This is a genomic window from Streptococcus sp. 4155 (assembly GCF_013276695.1).
Lineage (GTDB): Bacteria > Bacillota > Bacilli > Lactobacillales > Streptococcaceae > Streptococcus > Streptococcus pseudopneumoniae.
The window spans coordinates 36,321-43,474 of sequence record NZ_VMLM01000016.1 but is presented as its reverse complement, the minus strand read 5'-3'; the positions used below and the strand labels follow the sequence as shown (position 1 = coordinate 43,474).

Sequence of the window (7,154 nt, the reverse complement as noted above, 5' to 3'; positions counted from 1 at the left end):
CACACTGGTGGTTTTGATTGCTCTATTTCAGGCTTTTCGGAAGTTTTCTAAATATCATTTTTCAATAGCTTTCTCTAAATCTTATAAACTTTATTGGACAGATTCTAAAGTTGGAGAAGCTGAATGGATGAGGATATAAACCTTTGACAAAATTCGTGAACTATGGGATAATAAAAAGGAATTGAGTACTAGTTCTATATCATAGGCTAGAAAAGACCCCAAGCTCACGACCAAATAAGCTTGAGGTCTTTTTTGACACTATTTGTCCTTGTTTAGCCATTTATCGACTATACGAAGAACGACACCGACCACAATTGGTCCGATGATAGTTTTGAGTACTAATTCCATCATGGGCTATCTCACCTCCTTTCGTAGGCGGTGTAGAAGTTCCGAACAATATTATACCACATAAGTGCTAGACTCGGGAGTCACAATCCAGTGGCTTTTTTGTTTGTGGCTTGGTTTTTTGATATAATAGAGCCATGAGTAGAATTTTAGATAATGAGATAATGGGGGATGAGGAGTTAGTAGAACGCACGCTCCGTCCTCAGTATTTACGTGAATATATCGGACAGGATAAGGTCAAGGACCAGCTCCAAATCTTTATCGAAGCTGCCAAAATGCGGGATGAAGCGCTGGATCATGTGCTCTTATTTGGCCCTCCAGGCTTGGGAAAAACGACCATGGCTTTTGTTATTGCCAACGAACTAGGTGTCAATCTCAAGCAAACGTCTGGGCCTGTCATTGAAAAAGCCGGTGATCTGGTAGCGATTTTGAACGACTTGGAGCCTGGGGATGTCCTTTTTATTGATGAGATTCATCGCTTGCCCATGTCTGTGGAAGAGGTGCTTTATAGTGCCATGGAGGACTTCTACATTGATATCATGATTGGTGCTGGTGAAGGCAGTCGCAGCGTTCATTTGGAGTTGCCACCTTTTACCTTGATTGGGGCGACGACTCGGGCTGGTATGCTCTCAAATCCGCTACGGGCACGTTTTGGGATTACAGGTCATATGGAGTATTATGCTCATGTTGATTTGACGGAAATTGTTGAGCGGACGGCAGATATTTTTGAGATGGAAATCACTCATGAGGCAGCATCTGAGTTGGCCCTACGTAGTCGTGGGACCCCTCGTATTGCCAATCGTCTCCTCAAGCGCGTGCGCGATTTTGCCCAGATAATGGGGGATGGGGTTATCGATGATCTTATTACGGATAAGGCTTTGACCATGCTGGATGTTGACCATGAAGGTCTGGACTATGTGGACCAGAAAATCCTTCGGACCATGATTGAGATGTACGGTGGTGGCCCTGTTGGATTAGGAACTCTTTCTGTTAACATTGCAGAGGAGCGAGAGACGGTGGAAGACATGTATGAGCCTTACTTGATTCAAAAAGGTTTTATCATGCGGACACGTTCTGGACGAGTGGCGACTGCTAAGGCATATGAGCACTTAGGTTATGAATACAGTGAAAAATAAGCAAGAAATTCTGGAAGTTTTCAGAGAAAATCGGGATATGATGGCTATTCTGACTATTATCCGAAACCTTGGTCTGAAAGATTCTTGGTTGGCAGCAGGTTCTGTCAGAAATTTTATCTGGAATCTCTTGTCAGACAAGTCCCCTTTTGATTGTGAAACAGATGTAGATGTAATTTTCTTTGATCCAGATATTTCTTATGAGGAAACCTTGTCCCTAGAGAAAAAGCTGAGAGAGGACTTTCCTCAGTACCAGTGGGAATTGAAAAATCAAGTCTGTATGCATCAGCACAGTCCTCATACTGCTCCCTATAGCAGCTCTTGTGATGCCATGAGTAAGTATCCAGAACGATGTACGGCTGTTGGACTGCGCTTGAATGAAGATTCTACTTTAGAACTCTTTACTCCTTACGGACTCGAGGATATTTTGAATTTTCAAGTTCGTCCAACTCCTCATTTCTTAGAAAATGAAGACCGAATGGAGCTTTATCAAACACGTTTATCCAAGAAAAATTGTCAGGAGAAATGGAAAAATTTGATTTTTAAAACTTCTTAAGGAAACTTTAAGCTAGGGAGTGTATACTAAGTTCATAAGTTAAGAAGACCTTAACTTAAACTCCTAAAACTTTTTCATAATAATCTCCCTATAAAAAATAAAGTCGCCCAATCAGGCGGCTTATTTTTTTGAAAAAAGGGCTTGGTGCCTGAGAATAATACTCAATGAAAATCAAAGTGTAAACTAGGAAGCTAACCGCAGGTTGCTCAAAACANNTTGCAGATAGAGCTGACGTGGTTTGAAGAGATTTTCGAAGAGTATAAATAGCTTAGTGATAGAAGAAAATAGGGAAATATGGTATAATGAAACGATAGATTTTTGAATAGGAATAAGATCATGTTTGGATTGTTTAAGAAAGATAAGGCTGTGGAAGTAGAGGTTCCGACACAGGTTCCTGCTCATATCGGCATCATCATGGATGGCAATGGCCGTTGGGCTAAAAAACGTATGCAACCGCGAGTTTTTGGACATAAGGCGGGCATGGAAGCATTGCAAACCGTGACCAAGGCAGCCAACAAACTGGGCGTCAAGGTTATTACGGTCTATGCTTTTTCTACGGAAAACTGGACCCGTCCAGATCAGGAAGTCAAGTTTATCATGAACTTGCCAGTAGAGTTTTATGATAATTATGTCCCGGAACTGCATGCGAATAATGTTAAGATTCAAATGATCGGAGAAACGGACCGCCTGCCTAAGCAAACCTTTGAAGCTCTGACCAAGGCTGAGGAATTGACTAAGAACAACACAGGTTTGATTCTTAATTTTGCTCTTAACTATGGTGGACGTGCTGAGATTACACAGGCTCTTAAGTTGATTTCTCAGGATGTTTTAGATGCCAAAATCAACCCAGGTGACATCACAGAGGAGTTGATTGGTAATTATCTTTTTACCCAGCATTTACCTAAGGACTTACGAGACCCAGACTTGATTATCCGTACCAGTGGAGAATTGCGTTTGAGTAATTTCCTACCATGGCAGGGGGCCTATAGTGAACTCTATTTTACAGATACCTTGTGGCCTGATTTTGACGAGGCGGCCTTGCAGGAAGCCATTCTTGCCTACAATCGTCGTCATCGCCGATTTGGAGGAGTTTAGGAGGAAATATGACACAGGATTTACAGAAAAGAACCTTGTTTGCAGGGATTGCACTGGCTATTTTCCTACCGATTTTGATGATTGGGGGACTCTTGCTTCAGATAGCAATCGGAATCATAGCCATGCTAGCCATGCATGAACTTTTGAGGATGAGAGGTCTAGAGACCATGACTATGGAGGGCCTCTTGACCCTCTTTGCAACCTTTGCCTTGACCATTCCCTTGGAGAATTACCTGACTTTTTTGCCAGTTGATGGGAATGTGGTTGCCTATAGTGTTTTGATTTCAATCATGTTAGGAACGACTGTGTTTAGCAAGTCTTATACGATTGAGGATGCGGTTTTCCCTCTTGCTATGAGCTTCTACGTGGGCTTTGGATTTAATGCTTTACTAGATGCTCGTGTTGCAGGTTTGGACAAGGCTCTCTTAGCCTTGTGTATCGTCTGGGCGACAGACAGTGGTGCCTATCTTGTTGGGATGAACTATGGGAAACGAAAGTTAGCACCAAGGGTATCGCCTAATAAAACCCTTGAGGGTGCCTTGGGTGGTATTTTAGGAGCGATTTTAGTAACCATTATCTTTATGATAGTTGACAGTACAGTTGCTCTTCCATATGGAATTTACAAGATGTCAGTCTTTGCTATTTTCTTTAGTATTGCTGGACAATTTGGTGATTTACTAGAAAGTTCGATCAAACGTCATTTTGGTGTTAAGGATTCTGGGAAATTTATCCCTGGACATGGTGGTGTTTTGGATCGTTTCGATAGTATGTTGCTTGTATTTCCAATCATGCACTTATTTGGACTCTTTTAATCAAAAGACGGAGGAAACGCTATGCTCGGAATTTTAACCTTTATTCTGGTTTTCGGGATTATTGTAGTGGTGCACGAGTTCGGGCACTTCTACTTTGCCAAGAAATCAGGGATTTTAGTACGTGAATTTGCCATCGGTATGGGACCTAAAATTTTTGCTCACATTGGCAAGGATGGAACGGCCTATACCATTCGAATCTTGCCTCTGGGTGGCTATGTCCGCATGGCCGGTTGGGGTGATGATACAACTGAAATCAAGACAGGAACGCCTGTTAGTTTGACACTTGCTGATGATGGTAAGGTTAAACGCATCAATCTCTCAGGTAAAAAATTGGATCAAACAGCCCTCCCTATGCAGGTGACCCAGTTTGATTTTGAAGACAAGCTCTTTATCAAAGGATTGGTTCTGGAAGAAGAAAAAACATTTGCAGTGGATCACGATGCAACGGTTGTGGAAGCAGATGGTACTGAGGTTCGGATTGCACCTTTAGATGTTCAATATCAAAATGCGACTATCTGGGGCAAACTGATTACCAATTTTGCAGGTCCTATGAATAACTTTATCTTAGGGGTTGTTGTTTTCTGGATTTTAATCTTCATGCAGGGTGGTGTCAGAGATGTTGATACCAATCAGTTCCATATCATGCCCCAAGGTGCCTTGGCCAAGGTAGGAGTACCAGAAACGGCACAAATTACCAAGATTGGCTCACATGAGGTTAGCAACTGGGAAAGCTTGATCCAAGCTGTGGAAACAGAAACCAAAGATAAGACGGCACCGACTTTGGATGTGACTATTTCTGAAAAGGGGAGTGACAAACAAGTCACTGTTACTCCGGAAGAAAGTCAAGGCCGTTACCTTCTAGGTGTTCAACCGGGAATTAAGTCGGACTTTCTATCCATGTTTGTAGGTGGTTTTACAACTGCTGCTGACTCGGCCCTACGAATTTTATCAGCACTGAAAAATCTGATTTTCCAACCGGATTTGAACAAGTTGGGTGGACCTGTTGCCATCTTTAAGGCAAGTAGTGATGCTGCTAAAAATGGAATTGAGAATGTCTTGTACTTCTTGGCAATGATTTCCATCAATATCGGGATTTTTAATCTTATTCCGATTCCAGCTCTGGATGGTGGTAAGATTGTGCTCAATATCCTAGAAGCTATCCGCCGCAAACCATTGAAACAAGAAATTGAAACCTATGTCACCTTGGCCGGAGTGGTCATCATGGTTGTCTTGATGATTGCTGTGACCTGGAATGACATTATGCGACTCTTTTTTAGATAATCGAGGAATATTATGAAACAAAGTAAAATGCCTATCCCAACGCTTCGCGAAATGCCAAGCGATGCTCAAGTTATCAGCCATGCTCTTATGTTGCGTGCTGGATATGTTCGCCAAGTATCTGCAGGTGTTTATTCTTACCTACCACTTGCTAATCGTGTGATTGAAAAAGCTAAAAATATCATGCGCCAAGAATTCGACAAGATTGGTGCCGTTGAGATGTTGGTTCCTGCCCTTCTCAGTGCAGAATTGTGGCGCGAATCAGGTCGTTACGAAACTTACGGTGAAGACCTTTACAAACTAAAAAACCGTGAAAAATCAGACTTTATCCTAGGTCCAACACACGAAGAAACCTTTACAGCTATTGTCCGTGATTCTGTTAAGTCTTACAAGCAATTGCCACTCAACCTTTACCAAATCCAGCCTAAGTATCGTGATGAAAAACGCCCACGTAATGGACTTCTCCGTACACGTGAGTTTATCATGAAGGATGCTTACAGCTTTCACGCTAACTATGATAGCTTGGACAGTGTTTATGATGAGTACAAGGCTGCTTATGAGCGTATTTTCACTCGTAGTGGTTTAGACTTCAAGGCTATTATTGGTGACGGTGGAGCCATGGGTGGTAAGGATAGCCAAGAATTTATGGCCATTACATCTGCTCGTACAGACCTTGACCGCTGGGTTGTCTTGGACAAGTCAGTTGCCTCATTTGACGAAATTCCTGATCAAGTGCAAGAAGAAATCAAGGCAGAATTGCTCAAATGGATAGTCTCTGGTGAAGATACCATTGCTTACTCAAGTGAGTCTAGCTATGCAGCTAACTTAGAAATGGCAACAAACGAGTACAAACCAAGCAACCGTGTTGTCGCTGAAGAAGAAGTGACTCGTGTTGCAACGCCAGATGTTAAGTCAATCGATGAAGTTGCAGCCTTTCTCAATGTTCCAGAAGAACAAACGATTAAAACCCTCTTCTACATGGCAGATGGTGAGCTTGTTGCAGCCCTTCTAGTTGGAAATGACCAACTCAACGAAGTCAAGTTGAAAAACTACTTGGGAGCAGATTTCTTTGACGTTGCTAGCGAAGAAGAAGTGGCGAATCTTGTTCAAGCAGGATTCGGTTCACTTGGACCAGTTGGTTTGCCAGAGAATGTTAAAATCATCGCAGACAGGAAGGTGCAAGATGTCCATAATGCAGTTGTGGGTGCTAACGAAGATGGCTACCACTTGACTGGTGTGAATCCAGGCCGTGATTTTACTGCAGAATATGTGGATATCCGTGAAGTTCGTGAGGGTGAAATTTCACCAGACGGGCAAGGAGTCCTTAACTTTGCGCGTGGTATCGAAATTGGTCACATCTTTAAACTTGGCACTCGCTATTCAGCAAGCATGGGAGCAGATGTTTTGGATGAAAATGGTCGTGCTGTGCCAATCATCATGGGATGTTACGGTATCGGTGTCAGCCGTCTCCTTTCAGCAGTGATGGAGCAACACGCTCGCCTCTTTGTTAACAAAACACCAAAAGGTGAATACCGTTACGCTTGGGGAATCAACTTCCCTAAAGAATTGGCACCATTTGATGTGCACTTGATCACTGTCAATGTCAAGGACGAAGAAGCGCAAGCCTTGACAGAAAAACTTGAAGCAAGCTTGATGGGAGCAGGTTACGAAGTCTTGACAGACGACCGTAATGAACGTGTCGGAGTCAAATTCAGCGATAGTGACTTGATTGGGCTGCCAATCCGTATCACTGTTGGGAAGAAAGCGGCTGATGGCATCGTAGAAGTTAAGATTAAAGCGACTGGTGACACTATCGAAGTTCATGCAGATAATGTGCTCGAAACGCTTGAAATCTTAAGCAAGAAATAAAAACTATAATCAGAAGAAAAACAAGGAAAAAATGTAACTAGTTTTTACCTTGTTTTTTCTGTATAA

At 42.5% G+C, this 7,154-nt stretch carries 7 protein-coding genes; 6 read left to right on the top strand and 1 reads right to left on the bottom strand.

Annotated features, from left to right (window positions below; genetic code table 11):
- Window positions 1–258 precede the first annotated feature (258 nt).
- On the bottom strand, window positions 259–351 hold the full coding sequence (locus tag HT715_RS02250; protein WP_000970381.1) for a type I toxin-antitoxin system Fst family toxin: 93 nt from the start codon (window positions 349–351) through the stop codon (window positions 259–261).
- A gap of 131 nt (window positions 352–482) precedes the next feature.
- On the opposite strand from HT715_RS02250, the gene ruvB reads away from it, so the two are divergent.
- From ruvB to HT715_RS02220, 6 genes are all read left to right on the top strand, one after another.
- The gene (gene ruvB, locus HT715_RS02245; protein WP_119946696.1) at window positions 483–1,481 is read left to right on the top strand and encodes a Holliday junction branch migration DNA helicase RuvB; all 999 of its coding nucleotides are present in this window, start codon (window positions 483–485) and stop codon (window positions 1,479–1,481) included.
- Window positions 1,462–2,034 carry a nucleotidyltransferase family protein gene (locus tag HT715_RS02240; RefSeq protein WP_138706672.1) on the top strand — a complete coding sequence of 191 codons (573 nt, stop codon included), beginning with the start codon at window positions 1,462–1,464 and terminating at the stop codon, window positions 2,032–2,034. Before ruvB ends, HT715_RS02240 begins: the two co-directional genes overlap by 20 nt.
- A 336-nt stretch (window positions 2,035–2,370) precedes the next feature.
- Complete coding sequence (locus HT715_RS02235) at window positions 2,371–3,129, top strand: isoprenyl transferase (RefSeq protein ID WP_000467312.1); 759 nt, start codon at window positions 2,371–2,373, stop codon at window positions 3,127–3,129.
- Between the two features lie 8 nt (window positions 3,130–3,137).
- Window positions 3,138–3,941, top strand: coding sequence for a phosphatidate cytidylyltransferase (locus HT715_RS02230; RefSeq protein ID WP_000189868.1), 804 nt, complete (start codon window positions 3,138–3,140; stop codon window positions 3,939–3,941).
- A gap of 21 nt (window positions 3,942–3,962) precedes the next feature.
- Window positions 3,963–5,222, top strand: a complete 1,260-nt coding sequence (gene rseP / locus HT715_RS02225; protein WP_172922813.1) for an RIP metalloprotease RseP — start codon at window positions 3,963–3,965, stop codon at window positions 5,220–5,222.
- A 12-nt stretch (window positions 5,223–5,234) separates the two neighbouring features.
- On the top strand, window positions 5,235–7,088 hold the full coding sequence (locus HT715_RS02220) for a proline--tRNA ligase (protein ID WP_172922812.1): 1,854 nt from the start codon (window positions 5,235–5,237) through the stop codon (window positions 7,086–7,088).
- Window positions 7,089–7,154 lie beyond the last annotated feature (66 nt).

Coding starts and splice junctions, on each gene's coding strand:
- HT715_RS02250 (WP_000970381.1), bottom strand. CDS start 351: ATGATGGAATTAGTACTCAAAACTATCATCGGACCAATTGTGGTCGGT.
- ruvB (WP_119946696.1), top strand. CDS start 483: ATGAGTAGAATTTTAGATAATGAGATAATGGGGGATGAGGAGTTAGTA.
- HT715_RS02240 (WP_138706672.1), top strand. CDS start 1,462: ATGAATACAGTGAAAAATAAGCAAGAAATTCTGGAAGTTTTCAGAGAA.
- HT715_RS02235 (WP_000467312.1), top strand. CDS start 2,371: ATGTTTGGATTGTTTAAGAAAGATAAGGCTGTGGAAGTAGAGGTTCCG.
- HT715_RS02230 (WP_000189868.1), top strand. CDS start 3,138: ATGACACAGGATTTACAGAAAAGAACCTTGTTTGCAGGGATTGCACTG.
- rseP (WP_172922813.1), top strand. CDS start 3,963: ATGCTCGGAATTTTAACCTTTATTCTGGTTTTCGGGATTATTGTAGTG.
- HT715_RS02220 (WP_172922812.1), top strand. CDS start 5,235: ATGAAACAAAGTAAAATGCCTATCCCAACGCTTCGCGAAATGCCAAGC.